The organism is Microvirga sp. jy35 (assembly GCF_056148915.1).
On sequence record NZ_JBWBEW010000058.1, the window covers coordinates 1 to 20,999 of the forward strand.

Genomic DNA, 20,999 nt, shown 5'->3' on the forward strand with positions numbered 1-20,999 from the left:
GCATGCCCCAGCCTTGCATGTACACGGCTCAAAGGGAATCCTCAATCGGACTCTTCTGTCAGGCGGAAACCACTAGGAGCTCGCTTTTCCGATATCGCTCAATGATTAAGCGTCCAGCGTAGCCAAGAGTTCATGTCTGCTCACGTCCGTGTACTTGAGCAGGAGGAGCGGTTGCCTCAACAGCAGTGAAGGTTTCCAGAATGCGGTAGGTATGCTCCGATCCCGCCGGCACCACCCAGGAGTCGCCCGGCTCCAGCCGTACCATCTGCCCCTCGATCAGCAGTTCGGCCCGGCCTGAGATAACGTATCCGACCACCTCGTACTCATGCTTGCTGCTGGGTTTGTCTTGGCTTGGCGGCTCATCCCGCCACATGCGCATGGACAGGCGCTTGCCTGAGGCGAGATAGACCTCACCCTGGTCACCTGTGGGCGAGTGGGCGCTGCTTACCTTTGTCACGGTCGTATCCGTCATCTCACCCTCCTGCGCAAGGTGCGCGGCGCTTCGCTTCTGCGTTCCATCCAATCCCTAGATGCTGCCGCCCGACTGGCCCTGGCTTGCATCCTTCTGGCGGTTGAACGCCCTCTCGCAGCGCTCAACATGGCTGGCAGCGCGCTGCTGGACCTCCTGCACATCGGTGCAAGGTTTCTCCACGTCATGTTTGCAGTAGGGGCACATCATCGGTGTAGCCTCCTTGTTGGCCGGAATGAGAAGCAACGTGCCGGCACAGGAGGAGTTTCAGCTTGAGCGTGCTCTGATAAGCGCAGCACAACAGGTGCGATTGACACGGAAGATGGGCCGCCACATCTCCATCCCTCCATGAAGGAGCCGCCATAATGACGACGGACGTGATCCCGCGACCCGCGCTGCTCCTGGGATGGGCCGGCGTCATTCCGTTTGCTTTGTTGACGGCAGCATCTGTTCTGGACATCCACCCCTGGTCCTTGGATCCGACCATGGTCCTGCGGGCCTATGGCGCCTGCATCCTGTCCTTCATGGGCGGAGCGCAGTGGGGCGTGCTGCTGCCACAGGAGAGCGGTCACGTCCCGTTCTTCCGCTATCTGGTTCCGGTTCTGCCCGCACTGCTCGCGTTCCTGTGCTTGCTCATCCCGAGCACGCCCGGTCTGGTCGGGCTTATTGTCGGCTTCCTGGCGCTGCTGGCCTATGACCTCTCGACCGTGCGGCAGGGGCTCGCACCCCGATGGTACGCTTCCCTGCGGGTTCAGCTGACGCTGGCCGTCGTGGCTCTGCTAGGTATCACGGTTCTAGCTCGATTGTAGCAAGTAGAGGCAGAAGCGGTTCCGCTCATCGCACCAGCACTTCACAGATCTCCAACCGGCTTGGCTTGCTAAGTTCTGGAATGTACCAGGATCATACTTATAAGAGGTGTCTGTGTGGATGCTCTCCCCGATCTCGAACGTGATTGGAACCTCCCCAACCTGATACATCAGTGGTTTGGTAGCAACCAGATGAGCCTCAACGCGGAACGGGTTATGCCGCACGCGGGCCTCGTGGCGGAAGTCACCGGGATCTAATGCAGTGCCGAGAAGGCGATTGAGGTGGACCAACAGGTTCTTATGCAGCTCACCCATAAGGCCATCAGCCTGGCTGTAGGCGCGCAACAGGCTCTGTTCATCACGATTGGGATCGGCTCCAATTAGAAACCAGCTTGGCCCAAGGGTCTCGCGGGCCCGCGTCAGAAAGGCGACGGCGCCTGCAGGATCGAAGTTGCCGATTGTGGAGCCTGGAAAGAACCCAAGGGTCGGACTCACCCCGCGCTGGATCGGAAGGGTGATTTGCTTCGTGTAATCCGCGCAAACCGGAGAAACCTCGATCCCCGGATAGTCCTCTGCGATCCGCAGTGTGGCGGTTTCGAGAAACTCACGCGAGATGTCGAGGGCGACGTACCGCGTAGGCGCAGTGAAGGCATCGAGCAGTAAGCGAACCTTGTGGCTTGCTCCGCTGCCGAACTCGACGATTGTGGCTCCAGACCCAACCAGTCTGCCGATCTCCTCAACAGTCGAGCGCAGGAGAGCACCCTCGCAGCGGGTGAGATAGTAATCCTGCGTGTGACAGATACGCTCGAACAGGGACGAACCCGTCTCATCCCATAGGTACTTGCCTGGAAGCGTCTTCTGAGCACGGGACAGACCGCTAAGCACATCCCGCAGCACCTCATTACGCTCGATCAATCCGGCCTCCTGCGTGAGTATGGTCATTGATGGGGCTTCCACCCTTAATTCCCGTCGAGCATGCGCTTCCCCTTGGCGGTTAACTCAGCATAGATGAAAAGCTTTCCGATGACGGTTTCTCAGCAGCCTCTCCACTGGAGCCGATCAGGAGAGGCAGGTAGATTTTGATCGTCGTCCCATCCCTCACTTCGCTGTAGATTCGGATATGGCCACTGGGCTGCCGGACGAAGCCGTACACCTGGCTCAGGCCCTGGCCCGTGCCGGTCTCCTTGGTTGTGAGGAACGGCTCGAACAGCCTCTCCACTGTGACCTTGTCCATCCCGGTGCCGATGTCCGAGCATGAAATTGCTCGAAGGCGTGATCTGTCAGCATTTTCACACATTCGATCAAACTGAGTAGTAGCTGATGGCGATGTGAAGGTCTGGTCATCCCAGCAGCGCGGACGTACGGTTAAGGTAAGCCCAGTGCCACAAGAGGCGCGTCCAGCGGCATCGGGCTGGCAACGGCCCGCGCTCTGGCCGGCCGAGGCGCGAGGCTCGTTCTCGTCGCGCGCAACGAAAGCGCCCTGCAGGATCTCGCTCGCGAATGCTCTGCCAAGGGCGCAAGAGCCATCGCGGTGGCCAGCGATGTCGGCCGGTTCGAGGATATGGAGCGGGTCGCTGAGGCGGCCATTCGGGAGTTCGGCGGGTTCGACACCTGGATCAACAATGCGGGCGTGGCGATCTTCGGAACTGTCGAGCAGATCCCCGTCGAGGATCACCGGCGGCTGTTCGACACCAACTACTTCGGCGTCCTGCACGGATGCCTGGTGGCGGCGAAGCATCTGCGCCAGAAAGGCGGCAAGATCATCAACATGGGCAGCGTGCTGAGCGACCGGGCCGACATCCTGCAAGGCCCCTATTCCGCCTCCAAGCACGCGGTGAAGGGCCTGACGGACGCGCTGCGGATGGAGTTGGAGGAGGATGGGGCACCGATCTCGGTCACCCTCATCAAGCCCTCCGCCATCGACACACCCTACATGGAGCATGCGCGCTCCTACATGACCTCGCCCGGCACGAAGAACCCGCCGCCCTCCTATGATCCGGAGGTTGCGGCCAGGGCCATCGTGTTTGCCTGCGAGAACGACAGGCGCGACATTGTCATCGGCTTCGGCGGCTGGGCGCTCGCCGCCATGGGTTCCATCGCGCCTCGTCTGACCGACTACGCCATGGAAATGGGCGGACGCATTCTCCAGGAGAGCACCGATCCTGGGCGGCCTCAACGGCGGAACAACCTCCACGAGCCCCGGGAGGATGGGGCCGAGCGCTCTTCTCTTCCCGGCGGGTCGCGCAAGACCAGCCTGTTCCTGGAGGCGCAGCTAAATCCTGTGAGCGCGGTACCGGGTATGGTACTCTCCACCCTCGCAAGCGCAGGTCTGGCTGCCCTTCGGACGCTCCGCCCGGTGGCTTCCACCCTTGCTTCAACCCCATTCCAGGAGAGTCATGACCCCGGGCACCAGGGGCGGGAGGATGGCGGCGAGCAGTCGTCCCGGGCTCAGGGAGCGGTTGCGACTGGCCAGTCCCTGCAAGCACGACTCAATCCTAAGAGCGCCGTGCCGGGTATGGCTCTCGCTGCACTCGCGGGCGCGGGCCTCATTGCAATGCAGATGCTCCGCACCAAGGGCTCAGCCTCCTCTTCACCCCAACACAGGCCCACGTCCCGGAGACGGTGACCGGCCGGATCGCAGCTCAGAGCCGTAATGAAGGGATCGCTGAGATTCCCTACCTAGCTTACGCTGGTGGCGGCAAGTTAATCCTCGCCCCTCAGTGGGAAGCCTCAATAGGAAGGCGGTTGTGCGGCGAGCCCGCCAGTTGATGCGGGATTGCGGAGCGTTGTGCAGGAGTTTGCCGCTTGATGGATCGTTCCGCAATCTGGATCAAGAGTTCGTCTGTGCGCCTCTCCTCATCCTACAGTGTGCGCGTCATTGCCACTGTCCGCTGAGTTGAAAGAGAACAGTCCCTGCCCGCTGGGAGCATTCAACTTTTCGCGTGATGCGCACAATCGACCTAATACTGCTCCCTACCAGGTTTCGGGCAGATACGGTTGTACTCGTCCGGTGTCCGGCAGCTCGACACGGCCTGACTAGGAAGCCCTACTTCGGTATTTGTGTTGGCCCGTCAGCGAACGACGTTCTGAATGTTAGTAAGAAGCGCGATATGCTCTTTGATCTGTCCGCGAGCGAGCTTCACCACATTCACGTGGTTGATGTTCTGAGGATTCGATGACAGATAGCGCTCCTGAACCTGCAACAAGTCGCGATGGCCCTCGATCTGCCCCGCCAGGTAGGCTTTATCGAACTCAGCGTCCGACGCCTGTTGCAACTTCTGGATCATTTCCCGACCCTTGGTATCCAACACTGAGTCCGGCGCCCGAGCCGCAGAGTTTGCTGCGGTCGCTGGCGTCGAGGAGGCGGAGGAGCCTGTCTGGGCTGGCTGGCTTCGGGTTGTAGCACCAGTGACTGCTGGCGCTGTCGGGTCCATCATGGTGTGCAGGACCTGAGAAAGCGTTGTTTGTTCGTCAGTTTCGAATTGGGCGAACTGCTTCAGGTTCTCGTTGCGAGCTTTTTGAAGCGCAATGCGCGACGTTTCCAGGGCAACCATGCCGAGCTGAAGCGTCTTCTGGATGTGCTGCATCTCGTCTGGTCCGAGCAGTCCGCTACGGGCTGTGGTGTTGGGTGGGGTTCCGGCATTCTGGTTGCTTTGTTGCGCGAAGGCCGGGGCAGCGACTGCCGCTGTCAGGCTGACCAAAAGGAGACGACGATCCATGGAAAGCTCCTGCTTGTTAGGGAGCGGCTCGTTCAAGCTGCCGAGCCCCCAGCCAGACGAACTTGAGGGAGACCAGAGTTGTTTCAGCGTGACGGCAAATTTAGTTGGGACGGAGCACCGCGGAAATGTTGGTGGCGGCTGCCCAGGGGGTTCTGGGGGAAGCCGTTCCTTCCAAGGATGAGCCTGCCGGATATGGTCTCCGCATAGGGTTCGACACAGGCCTTCCGTTCACACCTGACCGGTCCGAAGAACCGCTGGGAATGCCCTGGATGGGAAAGCCGACGCCTCGTGAGCAACTGACCGAAACGGTGGCTCGCCTCAACCGAGCCAATGCTCGACCGGTGATTTACATCGAGCAGGATGAAGCCGGTCTGGTGGGGAGCGGGTCGCCACAATGTTCGAGAACCTGTCCCTGACATCAGGCGTTCCCACATCAGGAACACCTTGGAAGGAGAGGATATGGGCTGGTCCATTCCTATCGGCGCCGTGAAGGGCACTGTCATCCGTGTGCATGTCACCTTTCTCCTCTTCCTCGTCTGGATTGCTGTGACGCACTATGCGCAGGGTGGACGCGATGCAGCCCTCCAGGGCGTCATCTTCATTCTTCTCCTCTTCCTGTGCGTCCTGCTGCACGAGTTCGGTCATGTTATGGCGGCCAGACGCTACGGCGTACAGACCCCGGACATCACCCTCCTGCCGATTGGCGGCGTCGCTCGGCTGGAGCGCATTCCCGAGGAGCCTTCTCAGGAGTTAATCGTCGCCCTGGCTGGACCTGCGGTGAATCTCGTAATTGCTGCTGTCCTGTACCTGCTGCTTGGAGGTGTCCTGCCGCGGGAAAGCATGGAAGTGCAGAACTCAGGGGTAAGCCTGCTCGCCCGCCTCGCCTCGGTGAACATCTTTCTGGCAGTCTTCAACCTTATTCCTGCCTTCCCAATGGATGGCGGGCGCGTGCTCCGCGCCGCTCTGGCCTACCGCCTCGGGTACAGCCGGGGCACACAGATTGCCGCCACGGTCGGGCAAGTGGTAGCCTTCGGACTTGGCCTGCTTGGGCTCATGGGCAACCCGCTTCTGATCTTCATTGCGGTTTTCGTATATCTGGGGGCGGCCTCGGAAGCCCATGCGGTCCAGATGCGCCAGGTGTCACGTGGCATGCTGGTGTCTGATGCCATGATCACCCGGTTTGAGACCCTGACGCCCGGCAGTCGCGTCGATGACGCGGTGCAGTGCCTGATCAAAACTACCCAGCATGAGTTCCCGGTGGTTGACGGTGCGGGTCAACTGCGCGGCGTGCTCACACGTGACGACATGATCCGCGCCCTGCGGGAGCGCGGTCCGCAGACGCCTGTGCTGGAGGTCATGCGCTCCGACATCCCGGTGCTTCACCACCGTCTGCCGCTTGAGGACGCCTTGCGCCTGATGCAGAACGGCCGCTTGCCGGCCATTGGTGTGACCAACAGCCAGCTTCGCCTTGTAGGGCTGATCACACCCGAAAACATTGCTGAGATGATGATGATCCTGGCGGCAAATCCCAAACCCTCCGCCCGCATGCCTTGGCAGAGGATCTCTGCCCGTTGAAAGTTCGTGATATTCTGGTTGACTGTGCTTGGCGAGCCAGCGGGCACGCACGGTAGAGCGCGTGCCGCCGTGGATGAGAATCCAAGGACTTTATGCTTGAGCTTGTTGATTGACTGAGCGCTCCGCGATCTGGGTCAGCAGCTCGTCCGTCCGCTTTTCCTCCTCCAGCGTTTGCAGAAGGAGTTGGAGATCCTCTTGGCGTCCGAGCAGCTTGGCATGCGCCGCCGCGGTGCCATAGGCTGCAATCTCATAGTGCTCACCGATCTGAGCACCGGCAATCAGCGACACATCCGAGAGTTCGTCACTGCCGATCATGGCCTGCATCTTCTGGTTCTCGCGCAGGATGGCCGGCATGATCTCGTCTTCAACCTGCATGGTCAAGCCACCGGAGCGCTGGATGATCTGCTCCAGGCGCTGGATCTGCTGCTCGGTCTCAGTGCGGTGCTGCTCAAGCGCCTGGCGCAGCTCTGGATGCCGCGCCTTTTGCAGCATCATGTCGTAGGCTTGCAATCCTTGCTGCTCGGCGTTTCTAAGCTTGGCAATACATGCCGTATAGAGGGTCTCAAGGTTGTCGACTTGCATCACGGCACCTCTGTTAACCACAGGCCATACGCCCGCGTGCCACGTCAACAAGAGGCTCACGTCGGTGTTCCTCGTATTCTGGCCCATTCCGCCGTCGCAGATTGAGAGGTGTGCTGCAGGGTGCCGGACGATCCTTCTCAAGGCCTTTGGCCAATAAGCAGTACTGGGCCGAGCGAACTCCCTGCGAAACCGCATGTTATGAGGTTTTCCGAGTGCCGGTTTGGTCGTTGGCTTCGATTTCCATACCGGAGCAGACTTGCTCAGCCGCGGCATCCTGCCCCTTGCTACCGAAGGCTTGATACCCGATATTTCAGAAAATACTGAAATTACGGAACTGACATGAACCTTCCGCCTCTCATCCAAACCTTTGTGCTGCACTTCGGCGAGATGGGGTCGCGCTGGGGGATCAACCGCACCGTCGGCCAGATCTATGCCCTGCTGTATCTCTCCAGGGAGCCGCTGAACGCCGAGGATATCGTCGAGCGGCTTGGCGTCTCGCGCTCCAACGTGAGCATGGGCCTGAAGGAGCTCCAATCCTGGAACTTGGTGCGTCTCCAGCACAAGCCTGGCGACCGGCGCGACTACTTCTCCACGCCGGACGACATCTGGCAGATCGTGCGTACCCTCGTCGAGGAGCGCAAGAAGCGGGAGATCGACCCCACACTTACCCTACTGCGTGAAGTTCTGATGCAGGAGCCAGCCAGCGCAGAGGAGCGCCATGCGCAGACCCGGATGCGGGAGATGCACGATCTCTTCGAGCTCCTCACCGACTGGTATGCCGACATGCAGCGCCTTGAGACGGAGCGCCTTGTGCAGCTCCTGAAACTCGGCACGAAGGTCCAGAAGATCCTGGACGTCAAGGACCGCCTCTTTCCGGCCTCGGGCGCCAAGAACCGCCGCTCCAGCGGCAAGGACAAGTAGCAACCATGGACGACCCTCTCCTTCTCGCGCGCATCCAGTTTGCCGCGAACATCTCCTTCCACATCCTCTTTCCGACGATCACCATTGCGCTCGGCTGGGTGCTGCTGTTCTTCAAGCTGCGCTTCAACCGCACAGGCAATGCCGCTTGGATGGACGCCTACAAGTTCTGGGTGAAGATCTTTGCTCTGAGCTTTGCGCTCGGCGTGGTGTCCGGCATCACGATGTCGTTCCAGTTCGGCACCAACTGGCCCGGCTTCATGAACACGGTCGGCAACATCGCCGGCCCGCTGCTGGCCTACGAGATCCTGACCGCCTTCTTCCTGGAGGCAGGCTTCCTGGGCATCATGCTGTTCGGCTGGAACCGGGTCTCCAACCGGGTTCACACGCTTGCTACCGTTCTGGTCGCCTTCGGCACCACCATCTCGGCGTTCTGGATCCTGGTCCTGAACTCCTGGATGCAGACGCCCGCAGGCTTCGAGATGCGCGATGGGGTGGCTCACGCGACCGACTGGTGGGCCATCGTGTTCAACCCATCCATGCCCTATCGCCTGACGCATATGCTGCTGGCCTCCGGCCTGACAGTGGCCTTCCTCGTGGCCGGCGTTTCCGCCTTCCGCTGGCTGCGGCGCGACCGCTCGCCGGGCGTCATGGCGGGCCTGCGCACAGGTGTTTTCCTGGCGGCGGCCCTGATCCCGATCCAGATCTTCGTCGGTGACATGCACGGCCTCAACACCTTGGAGCACCAGCCGGCCAAGATCGCCGCCATGGAGGGCATTTGGGAAACCCGCAACGGCGCACCCATGGTGGTCTTCGGCCTGCCAGACGAGGCAACGAAGTCCAACCGGTTCGAGATCGCGATCCCGAACATCGCCTCGTTCTACCTGACGCACGATTGGAACGGCGAGGTGAAGGGCATCAACAGCTTCGAGCACCGTCCGCCGGTTGCGCCCGTGTTCTTCGCCTTCCGGATCATGGTGGGCACTGGTCTTTTGATGCTCGCCATCTCCTGGCTCGCTGCCTGGCAGCTGCGCCGCAGCGGCGAGGTTCACCGCCACGTCGCACGGGTTCTCGTCGCGATGACCTTTGCCGGCTGGATCGCGACCCTGTCCGGCTGGTATGTCACCGAAATTGGCCGCCAGCCCTGGCTCGTGACAGGCGTGCTCACCGCCAAGCAGGCCGCCTCCAGCGTCGCAGCGCCCATGATCGCCTCGACGCTCATCGGCTACCTGCTCGTCTATGCCGGCCTCTTGGCCGCCTACATTGCAACGATCTTCTACCTTGCGCGCAAGTCTGCCGCGCCGGCCGACCACAGCCCTGCCGAGCCCGTCCGCGCGGGAGGCGCAACGGCTGCGGGCAAGGCCGTGGCCGCCGCCCTGTAAAGGACCATGATCATGGATCTCACTCCTGCCACTTGGCTGCCCGTGGCCTTTGCGGGTCTCATGGGCTTGTCCGTCCTTCTCTACGTGGTACTCGACGGCTATGACCTTGGCGTGGGCATTCTCAGCGGCACCGTACAAGGAGAGCACCGCGACCGAATGATCGCCTCGATTGGCCCGTTCTGGGACGCCAACGAAACCTGGCTCGTGCTCGCCGTCGGCCTGCTGCTTGTCGCCTTCCCACAGGCTCACGGCGCGATCCTGGGCGAACTTTACCTCCCGGTCGCTGGCCTGCTGCTGGGGCTCATCCTGCGCGGCGTCGCGTTCGAGTTCAGAGCCAAGTCGGCCGTGGGTCACAAGGTCTGGTGGGACCGCGCCTTCGTGGCGGGCTCCACGTTGGCTGCCCTCATGCAGGGCTACATGCTCGGGCTCTATATCGTGGGCTTCGAGCGCACCGCCGCCAATGTGTCCTTCGCCCTGCTGACAGCCCTCTGCCTTGTGGCCGGCTACGCCTTCATCGGAGCGACGTGGCTCATCATGAAAACGGAAGGCGTCCTGCAGCGCCGGGCAGTGGCGTGGGCGCGCGGCACCCTCCTCCTGTCGGGGATCGGCATGGTGGCAGTGTCCGTTGTTACGCCGCTCGTGTCGGAGCGGGTCTGGGACAGCTGGTTCAGCCTGCCGAACTTCCTACTGCTTGCACCCATTCCCCTGATGACCGCGGCGCTGTTCCTGGCGCTTGGGGTCGTGCTGCGGCATCTGCCGACGCGTACGGACCGCTTCTGCTGGCTGCCCTTCGCCGGGGCCGTGGGCATCTTCATGCTCGGATTCCACGGCTTGGCCTACAGCTTCTTCCCGTACATCGTGCCGGACAAGCTGACCGTGTGGCAGGCTGCCGCCGCGCCAGAGTCTCTGATGATCATCTTCGTGGGTGCCTTGGTGGTCCTGCCGATTATCGCCGCCTACTCGGCCTTCGCTTATCGCATCTTCTGGGGCAAGGCGACGGATCTGCGCTACTACTGAGGCGCGCGGAAGGAAGGGAATGCGTGTCGCCGCCTTTTTGGGCGGCGACACAAGTGATTCTAAGGCTGAAGGAGAGCAGTGCGCTTAGCGGTCGGCCTTATCCCCGCTGGTGGTCAGTTCCACATAGCGGCGGGTGACGGGCTCGATGATCGCGGCAACCTCTTGGGCCGCCTGTTCCTCCTCCCGCACCGATTGTTGGAATGCGGAGATGTGCGCCGTCTCGCCGGCACTTTCTGCAATGGTAATCAGGGAGCGATAGGCTCCGATCTGCTCATACTGATACGCGTAGCCCGCATAGAGGTTCTTGAGCGTCTCGTCCTGAAACAGCCCATGCACGGTCGCGCCGACAGTGCCGGCCACCGTGGTGACGGTCTCCTTGATGCTGGAGATGCTCTCGCCTGCGGATTGAAGAGCCTGTTCGAGGCGAGCCAGCTGCTGGCGTGTGGTTTCGATGTGCCGCTGAAGGAGCGCTGCGTAGTCCGGATATCTCTCCAGGCGTGAGACCTGAACCTCCATCTGCTGCAGGCCTTGCTGCTCCATCGCATGAGTGTTGCGCAATGCTGTGACATAGATCGAGCGGGCGTCTGTGGCCATGAACGTGCTCCTCCAAGAGTTCGTCAACGGTAACAGACAGTCTTCCGCCAAGTTCCAGCCGCCTCGGTCGACCTCGGGTCAGGTCCAGTACAGGACTTGGGCTGCAGGAAGGTAGTTGCTAATTGCTTCTTCGAAGAAGGCGCGCATCCCCTTCATGACATCAGGCGTATAAACGTACTTGACCGTATTGAACTTGGTCGTCTTACGCGCCCGCGTTGCCTCGTCCATATCGAGGTCGGAGCCAGGGTACCACCCAGTCAGCACGCTCTTTGACCCCGGCGTAAAACGATGCGTGATCAGCTCCACCGTCAGGTCCAGATCCGGAACGTCGACGATCTGCTGCGCCGCCTCCCGCAGAAGAGCGCTATAAGCTTTGCGCCAGCCTTCCACCGGCATAATAGGGGCAATCTTCAGTCCCACCGGGTACCCGGCAAGAGCCACCTGACGCATGGCGCGAAGGCGGGCTGCAACAGGTGCTGTGCCCCCCTCGAAACGCACCACCGGTTGCGCGTTGACCGAGAAGCGGATTCTGGTGTGTCGTTGATGCGGGAGATTGAGCAGGGGCTGGACCCCATCGTACTTGGTCGTAAAGCGCAGCTGCACGGGCGCCTTCCAGAACCCGAAATGTGCAATTGTCTCCGCCAAGGAGCCGGTCAGGTGCTCAATGCCAAGGGGATCCGTGTAGCAGGACGCCTCGAAGGTCGTTCCCTCATGCGCCCTGTCGATTGAGCGGGATGTCACGCCTCCTCTGCCGACATAGCCTGTCAGGCTGTCGAGGATCTCAGGAAGGTTGGCATAGACCCGCGTGACCGGCGGACCAGCAAGGGAGTCTGCGAGATAGCAGTACTGGCAGTGAGCCGGGCAACCCTCCGCAAGATCCACGCGCCAGTCCGCGCTGGGTGGGATCGGCTGCAGGCGGCGCTTGCTGGGAGGCGCAACCACAACAGCAAGGGTTGTCTTGGCGTTCACATAGGCCTGCCGGCCAGTCTCACCGGAAAGGCCGGTCAGGCGATTGCTCTTGAGCTCCACAATCTCGGATCCTAGAGCGGCCGCCCGCTCCAGAATGGCCCGCCCATGTTCCCATTCCCGCGCGGCCGGAGTAACGAGCACGCGCCTGGGACGCCAGAGCTTGGGTGACGACTGGTCGGCTCGTGGTTCAGGACTTTGTGCGGCAGCCCTCACAAGATCGGTCAACACGACAACATGCCTCTGATGGAAGTCCGGTGGTCAGCGGACTCGGGTACTTTGGGATGGGTGCGGCCTTCACAACTCAGGCTGATGGCAGCTTGAAGCTGCCCGCTTTGCTGACTTCTTATGTGGGTTTTGGAGCAGCCGATTGTAACCAAGGAGGGAAGGCAAAGCCGATGTGTCACATGCTGAACTGAAGTGTTCGCCGCGCGTTGGGGATCATCTTCCATGTAATCCCGGCAGACAGGCAATGAGCAATCCTGAGTTGAAGCCTCTCCACCAGCAGGTGATCGTGATCACTGGCGCGTCCAGCGGCATCGGCCTGGTCACGGCGCGGATGGCTGCGAGAGCGGGAGCCGGTGTGCTGCTTGTCGCCCGCAATGAGGAGGCTTTGCGCCGGATTACAGCGGAGCTGCAGGCGGACGGAGCCCAAGCCGCTTACGTTGTCGCCGATGTCAGCAAGCGCGAGGACCATGAGCGGATCACCCGAACCGCTATCGAGCGCTTCGGCGGCTTTGACAGCTGGGTGAATAATGCCTCGGTGGGAACAGCCGGCGAGCTGGACAAAGTCACGCTTGAGGATCATCGCCGGGTGTTCGAGGTCAACTACTGGGGCGTGGTGTATGGCTCCCTTGAGGCGGCCAGGCATCTTCGCCGACGAGGCGGAGCCATCATCAACATCGGCAGCGTGCTGGGCGAGCGAACCGTTGTTCTTCAGGGGCCCTACTGCGCGACCAAGCACGCGGTCCGGGCCTTCACGACCGGACTCCGGATGGAGCTTGAACAGGAAGGCGCGCCTGTCTCCGTCACCCACATCAAGCCGAGTTCCATCGACACGCCCTTTCCCGAACATGCTCGCAATTACCTCCAGACCGGCATCCAGGTTCCTCCGCCTGTCTACTCCCCTACTCTCGTTGCAAAGGCGATCCTCTTTGCCTGTCAGACCCCTCGGCGCGAGCTGACAGTCGGCTTTGGCGGCAAGATGGCTCCGCTGATGGGCAGGCTATTCCCGCGCTTGACCGACCGGCTGATGGAGGCTGTCGGGTACTGGACCCAAGAGACTAAAAACCCGGGGGTCCCTGCCCGCCGGGACAATCTTTATAGCCCGCGCGAGGATGGAGCCGAGCGCAGCAGCCTGGGGTACCCGGTGGTTCTTAAGAACAGCCCTTACCTGCAAGCTCAGATGCATCCAGTCGCAACTGCGGCAATCCTTGGCGGCCTGGTGCTTGGGCTTGCTGCAGTAAGCAGAGCACGCAGGTAATCGGCGGGTGAACATTCAGATCCACCGTCCCGCTGCGCCTGCACGGCCAGGGAGCATCCGGGCCGCGGTTCCCAGGGAAGCAATGAGCTCCCCTGCCAGTGCATGGGCTGCCGCAGGATCTGTGGCGAAGTCGACCTCATCCGTATCAACCTCGACCACAGTCAAGCCCGGAGCCTCTGATCGCAGCTGCTCCAGCCGCCGGTCGATGGCTGCGCATAGATCAACGAGATAGGCGCGTCCAATGCCTGTTTCCTGGCTCCTGCCGCGGAGCGCAATCCGCCGTAGCTGGGTATCAGGGGTGCATCGCAGATGGACCACGAGCGCAGGATGACCCACACGGTCCACGAGGCGGCGATAGACGGACTCTACAGCAACCGCATCAGCCGGCGAGCAGCCGATGTCGGTGTATGACAGGTCCTGGAAGAGGGCGAAGTCACAGACGATCAAACCCTCGTTCTTGCCTGCGGCATCCCGGATGAGATCGGCATGCGAGAGAAGAAAGCTGATGTTCTTCTCAAAGCCGTAGACCTGAGGAGCCGCGTAGAACTTGCTGAAGAAGGGGACGTTGAGCACGTCTTCATGCACCACCTGCGTGTCCCAAGCCTCAGCAAGCACGCGCGCAAGCGTTGTCTTGCCCGCGCCAATGCCGCCGACGATTTCTAATCGCGTCATGAAACAACCCCAGCCGCGGGCCAAATGTACGCAGAAGCTTAGGAATGATCAGCGGGTTTCGTTCGCAACCTGCCGTTTCTCAGCCCGTGCAACCTCCACATTGTGATCATCAGAGACCCCGCTCTCGTCGTTGATGGCGCCAATCCGATGCCGGTAGGACAGCTCGCCGCCAAGCCAACCCGTCACCCCCAGCAAGGCAACCGTGACCAACGACAGAGCCAGGCCCCAGCTCTGCGCCCCTGCCACTGGATCGCTCCAGCGCAGGCTCAGGTTGATGATAGCAAGGGTCAGGGCAACGACATTGCCGCCGGCATGAACCCAAGCGCTTGTGAGGCTGCGCACCCTGTCGATGGTGGAAAAGTCAATCATGCCCGGGATGGCCGCAACTGCGCCCGTGACAACGCCGGCCAGAAGCAGCCAGAACGACACATCAGCCCAGAACACGTTGTTGGTGGCTCGGAACGCTATGTCGGTCACCAGAGCGCCGATCAGGGATGCTATCGGGAAAGGGATCAGCATCGGATGGATCGGGTGACGAAAGACGGCGGCCGTGCTCTCGACGCCGTGCCGGTGATACGTGCCCATGGGAGGTCTCCAGGACTGGCCGCTTTACCAATCCACGCCTGGGCTGGATGTTCCGGAGCACTCCCCAGGACACAATGGAGGCTTACCAGGAACGCACAGCGCGAACACAGGAACAGGCCTGCCGATTTGAGTTTGAGGCCAAGGCAGAGGCGATCTCAGTGGAACGAACTCCGGCCCACACTGCTCGTTGGAGTGGGTGCCCCTTTGCAGGTGAGATGCCGTGACCGCTGAAATCCCAATCCCAGTTGTTCAGCAAGCCTTCCGCACGGTCGTGGACAGGTTCAGGGCTGATGCTCCTGTGCTGATCCTCGGGCACAACGATGCGGACGGCCTTTCGGCCAGTGCTCTCCTAGCACGGGCGCTCGCTCAGCAGGCTCGCCCCCATCGGGTTCGGATCTTGGGCCGGGGCGAGAACCCTTGGTCGGACGAAATGCGCGCGGAGCTGTCCGACGCTCCGGCCAGCGGGCTGATCGTTGCTGACTTGGGAGTGCGCGAGGGCGATATTCTGCCGGGAACCGAGACAGTGGTGATCGACCATCATGTCCCTACAGGTACACCGGGTGCCGCAACCGTGATCTCAGGCCTCAACATGGACCCGGTGCCGACGTCCAGCCTGCTGGCCTACTGGTGCGCCGCCGCCTTGGCCGAGGTTGGCGATCTGCTCTGGATAGCCGCTCTCGGGATCATCGGTGACATGGCTGAGAAGTCAGGCTTCTCCGAACTGGAGGACGCGCGCAAGCGCTACGGGATCACGGTGCTGCGAGAGGCAACTGCGCTGCTCAATGCGCCGCGACGCAGTGCCAGCGGAGACGCAAAGCCCGCTCTTGACCTCCTCATGAAGGCTGGTGGCCCCAAGGAGATCCTTTCCGGCGAGCACCCGGAGACGGCTCTGCTCCAAGGGGCTCGCGATGAGGTCAAACGGGAGCTTGAGGCTGCCAAGCGTGTGCCCCCGAAGGTGAAGGGCAATGTGGCGCTGATCTGCTTCAACTCGCCCTGCCAGATCCATCCGCTGGTGGCACAAGCCTGGCGCGGCCGGCTCAGGAACAACATCGTTCTTGCGGTCAACACGGGCTACCGGCCAGGCTGGATCCACTTTGCCGCCCGCACAGCCCTTGATCTGGATCTCATCGCCTTTCTGAGGGACAACGCTCCACCAGAAGCTGACGAGAACTACGGCAGCGGCCACAGGCAGGCGACAGGCGGTGCGTTGCGCCCCGAGGCATGGAACATGTTCGTCGAGAAGCTCGGCTTCGGACCCGACCTGATGGTGCAGCCATGAGCACCCAGCCCGCTCGTCTCGGCTTCCCGGTCAAGATCATGGGCCAGCCGGACCTCAGAAGCAACGATGCCCGGCGCTCGGGCAGCAATCCGCATCTGAAGGTCTCGCTCGAATACCTCGACGCGATCCTCGACTACCTGGACAGGCACCAGATCCGGATGTACCGGATGTCGTCGGACATCGCTCCCTATGCCACGCACCCGGACATGCCGCAGTTCCACGGCATGGTGCGGGACAGCGCCGCCGAGCTGCAGGCGTTCGGGGCAAAAGCCAAGCGCCTGGACATCCGCCTTTCCTTCCATCCCTCGCAGTTCGTGGTGCTGAACAGCCCAGACCCGAAGCTGGTGGAGAAAGGGATTTGGGATCTCCTGTCCCAGGCCGAGATGCTCGACCTCATGGAGCTCGGCCCGGAAGCGGTGCTGGTGATCCACGTCGGCGGGACCTATGGCGACCGGCAGGCCAGTGCCGCGCGCTGGGTGGAGACCTGGAAGGTCCTTCCCGAGCCGGTCCGCCGGCGGCTTGTTCTGGAGCATGACGACATCCGCTTCAGTGCAGCCGACGTGCTCTGGATCCACGAGCACACGGGGGTGAGGCTGATCTTCGACCATCAGCATTTCTGGTGCCTGAACCCGGAAGGGCTTGAGCTGCGCCCGACGGTCGAGGCCATTCTCCGAACATGGCCGGAGAGCGTGCGGCCCAAGATGCACTTCTCATCACCCCGCACCGAACTCCGCCAGGTCAAGCGCACGGACCGGAGAACCCGCAAAAGCACGATGGTAAACGTCGCCCCCGTGTGGACGGGCCATGCGGATTTCTGCAATCCGTTCGAATTCATCACTTTCATGCGTACGGTGGAGGGACTCGACTTCGACGTGATGCTTGAGGCCAAGGTGAAGGATCTGGCGCTCATCCGATTACGGCCCGACCTGCTACGCTACGCGCCCGATGTGGCGGCGCGCTTTGGTCTGAGCGCATCCGAAGCGCCCCTGCTGGAGCAGGAGGAGGCCACGTTGCTTCAAACCGAGCCCGATGGAGGTGCTTAGCGTTCACATCTAGCGGCCTGACAGGCTGAAATTCCGCCTGGGAATGACCATATAAGTTATCAAATCCTCTTAAAAAGCTCCGCATCGGACCTATGCCCTACGCATCGGGAGAGCGGACCGTTGGATCCTTGTATGGCCCTCCCGAAGCAACTGATCGACATTGAGCGGATCTACCTTGAGCCAGTGGTGGAAACCTACACGCGTGGCCAGGAGATCCTGGCCAAGTACCCGGATGCCGAGCGGCACTACGTCGACTCGCACTGGAAGATCCCGTCCCTGCACGGCAACGAGGGCAATGCCGAGGATTGGCTCAGGATCAAGCGCAGCAGCTTGGTGCTTGGCGTCAAGAAGGGACTTACCATGCGTCCGAACGGCCGCAGCGCCCACTTCATCGCCCCCTCGACGTCGAACGGCTGTGCCATGGCCTGCGCATACTGCTATGTTCCGCGTCGCAAAGGCTATGCCAACCCGATCTCCATCTTCGTCAACATCGAGGAAGCGTGCGCTGCCATCGAGCGGCATGCGGGGCGGCAGGGAGTCCTGCCCTCGCCGGACCAGATCGATCCCCGGCACTGGGTCTATGACATCGGCGAGAATGGCGATCTCTCGGTCGATGCATCGATCTGCGACAATGTCCGTGATGTGGTGAGCCTGTTCAGACGCCTGCCCAACGCCAAGGGCTCGTTTGCGACGAAGTATGTGAACCGCAACCTGCTCTCCTACGATCCGCAGGGCAAGACCCGCATCCGCTTCTCGCTCATGCCGGAGAAGATTGCCAAGGTCGTTGATGTGCGAACCTCACTCATCACGGAGCGCATCGCGGCGGTGAATGACTTCGTGCGCGCCGGCTATGAGGTTCACCTGAACTTCTCGCCTGTCATTGTCTACGAAGGCTGGGAGCAGGATTACCAGCCGCTGTTCGAGCAGATCGATGACGTGCTCTCGCCCCAAGCCAAGGAGCAGCTTCAGGCTGAGATCATCTTTCTCACCCACAATGAGCAGTTGCATGAGGTGAACCTGCGTTGGCACCCGAAGGCCGAGGAGTACCTGTGGCGCCCCGACCTCCAAGAGGTGAAGCGCTCCGAGGGCGGCATGCTGAACCTGCGCTACAAGGTGGGCTGGAAGCAGAAGTGGCTTACGCGCTTTCAGGATCTATTAGCGGACAAGCTCCCCTATTGTGGGGTTCGTTACGCATTCTAAGGGTAAATGTGACCTAGGTGCATCAAGCGAAAGCCACTGGATCAAGGCAGGGCCCACAGAAGCGGCTTTGGGACCAAGTGTGTCTTTACTGCGGAGACTGGCGCACTAACTCCTCTGTCAGGGTGGGCAGTAGCTTACTCAGAGGACACGTGCCACCAAATCACATAAGCCCTCATGCCCATCCTTGGTCTTCCCGATGATCTTCCTGATCCGGCCCGGCGTTATGCTGAGGCGCTACCAAAGGGGCGGTATACCGCCTTTCCCCTCACTTCCCTTGACCAGACGGGCGTCGCGGTCTGGGAAGTTGCGCTGTTCTTAGACAATGCGGCAGATTTTCCCGGTGCCATGCCGTCGGGATATGGATACGGTAGCACAGACGGAGAGGCGCTGATCGGCGCGATTGCCGAAATGGCGGAGATGATCTGTCCAACATTGCGGCTTGTCGATGAGCCCCACTGGACAGGATCTTACAACGATCTAATCCGCAAGGTCGGCAACGCCGGCATCACCGACCCTTTGACTTTGTGTCTGCCCGCAGGTAGCCCCGTCGACCGGGACACACCACTGGCCTGGATCAGGGCCACCAGAGCACGAACGGGCGAGCCGGTCCTTGTGCCGATGGATGTGGGTGCTTTGGACTACTTCGAGCTGCCGCCGGGTTACCAGCCCTTCACAACCCTGATCACCAACGGCCTCGGTGCCGGCCCCGACATTGATTGGGCGCTTGGTCACGGATTGCTGGAATGTCTTCAGCGGGATGGCAACGGCCTCCTTTTCCGCGCTCTCGACCAAGGCATCCTTCTGGACCTGCCGCAGGACCTTGAGCCTGAGACCCGAGCGCTCCTTAGCCGTCTTGATGATCTCGGCATCGAAGTTCAAGCGAAGTACGCAACAGATGAGTTCGGCCTCGCCAATCTCTATGTTGTGGGCTTCGAGCGCGACGGTTACGAGCCACCAATGCCGATCATGCTCTCGGCCTGCGGGGAGGCCTGCGAGCCGGACCGGGAGCATGCGCTTCGCAAAGCCCTGCTGGAGTTCTGCTCATCACGCGTGCGCAAGGCGTACTCGCATGGCCCGCGTGCTGTCGCTGAAAGGGTGGCGCCGGCGGGTCATATTGATGCCTTTCTGCAAACCGCCGGACCCAGCCTGGAGAACGCCGAAAACCGGGCTTTGGCTGCAATGCTCGAATGGGCTCGGATGAACTCGTCCGAGCTCAGGGATACACTTCGAAGCACCGTCTTTTCGAACAAAGCCCGCAAGAGCTTTGGGGAGTTACCTGCAACCCTTTGCGTTGACACCCGCGAGCGCGGGCGCGTCGCCCGCAATCATCTGGAGGCGGCAGGCTTTGACGTGCTTTACGTGGACTGCTCCCCCCGGGACTGCTCCCCGCGGGACCGCTCCATTGCAGTTGTGAAGGTGATCGTGCCAGGACTGGAGGTGGAGACGATGAGCTACTACCGCATCGGAGAGCGGAATACGCGCAAGCTTATCGAACGTGACAGTCCCCTCGTCCGGTTTGGCCAACCCACAGATACGCTTCGCCCTGTCCGCTTGCCTCCTGAGGCTCTTGACCGGCTGGGCGGTCGGCAGCCTCTGCTAGACACCGCCGCCGTGGACCGGATAGTCGGCCCCCTTTACCCGCTCTACCGCGAGCCTGAGGCTCACCACGTTGCCGAGATTCTGGGGATCTGAGGCACCGACAATCGGAACCCTCCCATAGCAGACGGTTTGTCGGACATCACTGGCGCGTGGGAGCCTACCGCCCTGCTCCTCTCCACCCTGTCGGGAGCAATCCATGACCAAGTCCGATATCCCTCCGACCCACACGATCAATCCCATCGATCAGCCGCCGGACTCGGACGCGCCAACCGCCGCAATGCTCAAGGCGGATATTGATAGCGGGGCAAGCGGTGATAAGACGGAGGTGTTTGATCCTGGCATGGCCATGCTCGGGACCTGCGAGGAGGCTTCCGGGACCCCCTTAACGCCAGCACAGCTTGCCTGGGCACGGCGCCAGGAGACTTTTCACCGTTGGAGGAACGGCGTCAAAGCGGGGATTGCCCACCACAAGCGGGATGGCTTCCCCATCACCTTTGTCGGTTTCATCGCCTTCGTGGGTGTCATTCTCGTGAGCGGGATCTCAATGGTTCGCACGTGATCTGGAAAGCTCCCGGGTCTAACCACCGCTCATGGTCGATCAACTCCAGTCTCGCAGGCGCTGAATTCGAAGGTTTGATACGACGAACTGGAAGCCTGCGGCATCAACGGCTTGATCAGCCTCCGGGTGCTCGCCATAGGCTGCGCCACCGTTCCAAGCAAGCGCACGGACAGGATGCCCAAGTCGATGCATGAAATCGTGCTGTGAACCGCCAGCTTCGTCCCGGAGTCTTTCCAGATCAACCGACGCAGCGCTGTGGGTTCGCGTATGGCTCGCGACAACATGAGGACCATCCAGAGCTGCAACCTCCTCCCACGAGAGGGCGATCCGACTGACTGGTGATACATCACTCCCGCAGGTGATGTTGTGATCCGCAGCAAAGCTCCACTGATCAGCTGCGCTGACAAAGCCTGTGACCACAAAGAACCAGGCTCCGTTTCATTAACTTGGAAAGGGCACGACGAACCCAGCCGAAATGGATTGCTCAGGCGGCAAGACCGAAGAGCTGGTTCACAAGACGGATTTCGCCTGTCACACCGGACTGCGGCAGG

21 protein-coding genes and 1 pseudogene are annotated in these 20,999 nt (G+C 61.4%); 12 read left to right on the top strand and 10 right to left on the bottom strand.

The window, feature by feature from the left end:
* Positions 1 to 130: 130 nt before the first annotated feature.
* Together AC0QTX_RS25075 and AC0QTX_RS25080 are read right to left on the bottom strand one after the other, a co-directional pair.
* The gene (locus AC0QTX_RS25075; RefSeq protein WP_474606527.1) at positions 131 to 472 is read right to left on the bottom strand and encodes a cupin domain-containing protein; all 342 of its coding nucleotides are present in this window, start codon (positions 470 to 472) and stop codon (positions 131 to 133) included.
* 54 nt (positions 473 to 526) lie between these two features.
* Positions 527 to 679, bottom strand: a complete 153-nt coding sequence (locus AC0QTX_RS25080) for a hypothetical protein (protein WP_474606528.1) — start codon at positions 677 to 679, stop codon at positions 527 to 529.
* Positions 680 to 834: 155 nt separating this feature from the next.
* Between AC0QTX_RS25080 and AC0QTX_RS25085 the strand changes: the two genes are divergently transcribed.
* Positions 835 to 1,278 carry a DUF3429 domain-containing protein gene (locus tag AC0QTX_RS25085; RefSeq protein WP_474606529.1) on the top strand — a complete coding sequence of 148 codons (444 nt, stop codon included), beginning with the start codon at positions 835 to 837 and terminating at the stop codon, positions 1,276 to 1,278.
* Here AC0QTX_RS25085 and egtD read toward each other — a convergent pair.
* Positions 1,264 to 2,211: an L-histidine N(alpha)-methyltransferase gene (egtD, locus tag AC0QTX_RS25090; protein ID WP_474606547.1), complete on the bottom strand. Its 948-nt coding sequence runs from the start codon at positions 2,209 to 2,211 to the stop codon at positions 1,264 to 1,266. The genes AC0QTX_RS25085 and egtD overlap by 15 nt on opposite strands.
* A 58-nt stretch (positions 2,212 to 2,269) precedes the next feature.
* On the bottom strand, positions 2,270 to 2,572 hold the full coding sequence (locus AC0QTX_RS25095; protein ID WP_474606530.1) for an ATP-binding protein: 303 nt from the start codon (positions 2,570 to 2,572) through the stop codon (positions 2,270 to 2,272).
* Positions 2,573 to 2,677: 105 nt separating this feature from the next.
* Here AC0QTX_RS25095 and AC0QTX_RS25100 point away from each other — a divergent pair.
* Positions 2,678 to 3,901: pseudogene (locus tag AC0QTX_RS25100) on the top strand (SDR family oxidoreductase); the annotation flags it as partial.
* Between the two features lie 445 nt (positions 3,902 to 4,346).
* Here the strand turns inward: AC0QTX_RS25100 and AC0QTX_RS25105 are convergent.
* Complete coding sequence (locus tag AC0QTX_RS25105; RefSeq protein ID WP_474606531.1) at positions 4,347 to 4,994, bottom strand: DUF4142 domain-containing protein; 648 nt, start codon at positions 4,992 to 4,994, stop codon at positions 4,347 to 4,349.
* A gap of 459 nt (positions 4,995 to 5,453) precedes the next feature.
* Here AC0QTX_RS25105 and AC0QTX_RS25110 point away from each other — a divergent pair, with 459 nt between their 5' ends.
* On the top strand, positions 5,454 to 6,569 hold the full coding sequence (locus AC0QTX_RS25110; protein WP_474606532.1) for a site-2 protease family protein: 1,116 nt from the start codon (positions 5,454 to 5,456) through the stop codon (positions 6,567 to 6,569).
* 90 nt (positions 6,570 to 6,659) lie between these two features.
* Here the strand turns inward: AC0QTX_RS25110 and AC0QTX_RS25115 are convergent, their stop codons facing one another.
* Positions 6,660 to 7,424, bottom strand: a complete 765-nt coding sequence (locus AC0QTX_RS25115; protein WP_474606533.1) for a YciE/YciF ferroxidase family protein — start codon at positions 7,422 to 7,424, stop codon at positions 6,660 to 6,662.
* A 66-nt stretch (positions 7,425 to 7,490) separates the two neighbouring features.
* Here AC0QTX_RS25115 and AC0QTX_RS25120 point away from each other — a divergent pair, with 66 nt between their 5' ends.
* Genes AC0QTX_RS25120 through AC0QTX_RS25130 form a run of 3 tightly spaced genes read left to right on the top strand, consistent with a single transcriptional unit; the run spans position 7,491 to position 10,468 of the window.
* Positions 7,491 to 8,072 carry a GbsR/MarR family transcriptional regulator gene (locus AC0QTX_RS25120; RefSeq protein WP_474606534.1) on the top strand — a complete coding sequence of 194 codons (582 nt, stop codon included), beginning with the start codon at positions 7,491 to 7,493 and terminating at the stop codon, positions 8,070 to 8,072.
* A gap of 5 nt (positions 8,073 to 8,077) precedes the next feature.
* Positions 8,078 to 9,451, top strand: coding sequence for a cytochrome ubiquinol oxidase subunit I (locus tag AC0QTX_RS25125; protein ID WP_474606535.1), 1,374 nt, complete (start codon positions 8,078 to 8,080; stop codon positions 9,449 to 9,451).
* Positions 9,452 to 9,463: 12 nt separating this feature from the next.
* On the top strand, positions 9,464 to 10,468 hold the full coding sequence (locus AC0QTX_RS25130) for a cytochrome d ubiquinol oxidase subunit II (RefSeq protein ID WP_474606536.1): 1,005 nt from the start codon (positions 9,464 to 9,466) through the stop codon (positions 10,466 to 10,468).
* 84 nt (positions 10,469 to 10,552) lie between these two features.
* Here AC0QTX_RS25130 and AC0QTX_RS25135 read toward each other — a convergent pair whose 3' ends face one another.
* Both AC0QTX_RS25135 and AC0QTX_RS25140 read right to left on the bottom strand, forming a co-directional pair.
* Positions 10,553 to 11,062, bottom strand: coding sequence for a DUF892 family protein (locus tag AC0QTX_RS25135; RefSeq protein WP_474606537.1), 510 nt, complete (start codon positions 11,060 to 11,062; stop codon positions 10,553 to 10,555).
* Positions 11,063 to 11,140: 78 nt separating this feature from the next.
* Positions 11,141 to 12,259 carry a spore photoproduct lyase family protein gene (locus AC0QTX_RS25140; protein ID WP_474606538.1) on the bottom strand — a complete coding sequence of 373 codons (1,119 nt, stop codon included), beginning with the start codon at positions 12,257 to 12,259 and terminating at the stop codon, positions 11,141 to 11,143.
* Positions 12,260 to 12,500: 241 nt separating this feature from the next.
* Between AC0QTX_RS25140 and AC0QTX_RS25145 the strand changes: the two genes are divergently transcribed.
* Entirely contained in the window at positions 12,501 to 13,511 is a 1,011-nt protein-coding gene (locus AC0QTX_RS25145) for an SDR family oxidoreductase (protein ID WP_474606539.1), read from the top strand.
* A gap of 15 nt (positions 13,512 to 13,526) precedes the next feature.
* On the opposite strand, the gene AC0QTX_RS25150 is transcribed toward AC0QTX_RS25145, so the two are convergent.
* Together AC0QTX_RS25150 and AC0QTX_RS25155 are read right to left on the bottom strand one after the other, a co-directional pair.
* Positions 13,527 to 14,183, bottom strand: coding sequence for a deoxynucleoside kinase (locus AC0QTX_RS25150; protein ID WP_474606540.1), 657 nt, complete (start codon positions 14,181 to 14,183; stop codon positions 13,527 to 13,529).
* 48 nt (positions 14,184 to 14,231) lie between these two features.
* Entirely contained in the window at positions 14,232 to 14,768 is a 537-nt protein-coding gene (locus tag AC0QTX_RS25155; protein WP_474606541.1) for a DUF2231 domain-containing protein, read from the bottom strand.
* A 220-nt stretch (positions 14,769 to 14,988) separates the two neighbouring features.
* On the opposite strand from AC0QTX_RS25155, the gene AC0QTX_RS25160 reads away from it, so the two are divergent.
* From AC0QTX_RS25160 to AC0QTX_RS25180, 5 genes are all read left to right on the top strand, one after another.
* Positions 14,989 to 16,047: a DHH family phosphoesterase gene (locus AC0QTX_RS25160; RefSeq protein WP_474606542.1), complete on the top strand. Its 1,059-nt coding sequence runs from the start codon at positions 14,989 to 14,991 to the stop codon at positions 16,045 to 16,047.
* Positions 16,044 to 17,090, top strand: coding sequence for a UV DNA damage repair endonuclease UvsE (gene uvsE / locus AC0QTX_RS25165; RefSeq protein WP_474606543.1), 1,047 nt, complete (start codon positions 16,044 to 16,046; stop codon positions 17,088 to 17,090). The genes AC0QTX_RS25160 and uvsE overlap by 4 nt, the downstream gene beginning before the upstream one ends.
* Positions 17,091 to 17,222: 132 nt before the next feature.
* Positions 17,223 to 18,290, top strand: coding sequence for a spore photoproduct lyase family protein (locus AC0QTX_RS25170; RefSeq protein ID WP_474606544.1), 1,068 nt, complete (start codon positions 17,223 to 17,225; stop codon positions 18,288 to 18,290).
* A gap of 174 nt (positions 18,291 to 18,464) precedes the next feature.
* Positions 18,465 to 19,982 (top strand): YcaO-like family protein, encoded by a 1,518-nt coding sequence (locus tag AC0QTX_RS25175; RefSeq protein ID WP_474606545.1) that lies wholly within the window; start codon positions 18,465 to 18,467, stop codon positions 19,980 to 19,982.
* A 103-nt stretch (positions 19,983 to 20,085) separates the two neighbouring features.
* Positions 20,086 to 20,448 (top strand): hypothetical protein, encoded by a 363-nt coding sequence (locus AC0QTX_RS25180; protein ID WP_474606546.1) that lies wholly within the window; start codon positions 20,086 to 20,088, stop codon positions 20,446 to 20,448.
* The last annotated feature ends 551 nt before the right edge of the window (positions 20,449 to 20,999 follow it).